This is a genomic window from Thalassiella azotivora (assembly GCF_054781695.1).
In genome coordinates, this window is record NZ_BAAGTX010000050.1 from 1 (window position 1) to 1,800 (window position 1,800).

2 protein-coding genes are annotated in these 1,800 nt (G+C 74.0%); both read right to left on the reverse strand.

The features are described 5' to 3' along the window. Positions 1-1,497: beta-1,3-glucanase family protein (locus ACYVQV_RS18930; RefSeq protein ID WP_461024868.1), on the reverse strand; the 1,497-nt coding region annotated here is incomplete at its 3' end. A 101-nt stretch (positions 1,498-1,598) separates the two neighbouring features. Further along, a partial coding sequence (locus ACYVQV_RS18935; protein WP_461024479.1) for a ricin-type beta-trefoil lectin domain protein occupies positions 1,599-1,800 on the reverse strand: 202 nt, incomplete at its 5' end.

Here is a 1,800-nt window from a genome sequence, read left to right on the forward strand (position 1 = left end):
CGGGTTGCAGTCCCAGATCTGCACGCTCGACCCGTTCGCCGTCCCCCACTCGGTCACGTCCAGGCACTTGCCCAACGCCCGCAACGTCCCGTCCGACCCGAACGTCCAGTCCTGCGCCACCGTGCCGTTGCACGGCCACAGCTGCACCGCCGTCCCGTTCGCGCTGCTCGCCCCCGACACGTCCAGGCACTTGCCCGCCACCCCCGAACGCACCGCACCCGAACCGCCACCAGGACCCCCGCCGTCACCTTCGCCGTCGAAGGGGGTCAGCGTGAGGGTCGTCGACACCGGGTTCGGCTCGTCGATGCTGGGGTTGAACTCGGCGACGTCGTCGAACGCGAACCCGTAGGCGCGGCCGTTGACCGTCGCGTCGTGCATGACCTTCGCGTAGTGGTTGGACGACGGGTGCCGGTAGAACGCGGACGCGTCGTAGGTGGGCTGGCGGTCCAGGCCGGGCCGGGACGGCGTCGACAGCGTCCCGCGGTGGAAGGCGGCGCACACCCGGGCCCCGACGGCGAGGATGGCGGTGAGGTCGGGCTGGTCGTGCGGCTGCATCGCGCCGCTGCAGCCGAGGACGTCGCGCGTCGTCGGGCGCGGCAGGGCGCCGATCACGGCACCGTTCTCGCGCCGGAACGTCCACCGCCCGTCGGCGACGGTCCCGGTGAACGTGCCGAGGCTGGTGTCGACGGTCAGCGGGCGGTCCGCGTAGTAGGTGTAGACGTCGTCGACGTAGGCGTCGAAGTACGTCGCGTCGAAGCCGGACGTCGCCAGGCCGTGGGTCGGTGCGACGACCCGCAGCGGCAGGCCGTCCGAGGCGCGGGTCTGGACGAGGTCGGCCCAGTCGCCACCGAGGGCGCGAACGGCGTCGAAGACCTGCTGGCGGCCGCCCTCGACGAGCTCGCCCTCGGCGCGCCGGACGCCGTTCGCCGCGGTGACGCTGACGGACAGCGGGACGCTGAACGCGTCGACCATGGTCGTGTTGATGTGGATCGCGGTGCCGTTGCGGGTGAACTCGGCCCAGTCGAACAGGACGTCGTGGTTCGGGTCGCCGCTGTTCCAGGACGCCGGCTCGACCAGGCCGCCCGGCGACAGGTCGAAGCGCAGCCTCTCGCCGTAGGCGACGTAGACGCGGCCGCCGACGAGGCTGGGCGGGAGGGTGATCGTCCGGCTGGCGCCGTCGGCGGGTCCGGGGATCGCGACGTCCGGCGCGGGCGGGTTCGGCTGGCCCGGGGGGACGGAGCCGGGCAGGTCGAACGGTCGCCAGGTGCCGCCGGCGTCGACGTACCCCTGCTGGCCGGTCGCCTGGCTGCGCGCGAGGACGTAGACGAAGGTCTGCTCGGAGCGGCCGGAGTCGTTGGTGATGGTCAGCGGCAGGTCGGTCACGGCGGCCTGCGTCGCCGGGGCCGTGTGCGCGGGCACGAGGCCGCCGAGGGCCAGGAGCGCGGCGGTCGCCAGGGCGGTCCCGGCCCTGGTCGCGGTGCGGGTCAGACGGGTCATGCGTCGTCCTCCGGGTCATGGGTCGTGGGGGGACGCCGGCGCGGCGCCCGGCTGTGGGCGCCGCGCCGGCCGGTCGGTCGGTCGGTCGGCAGGCGTCGGGGTCAGGCGCCGGGCAGGGACCAGCGCTGCGGGGACTGGCCGTGGCAGTCCCAGATCTGGATCCGCTGCCCGGTCACGTCCCGCCCACCGGGGTTGTCCAGGCACCGACCCGACGCCGGGTTGCGGTAGGAGTCCCCCACCCGCACCCACGTCTGGTTCGACTGCCCCGGGTTGCAGTCCCAGATCTGCACGCTCGACCCGTTC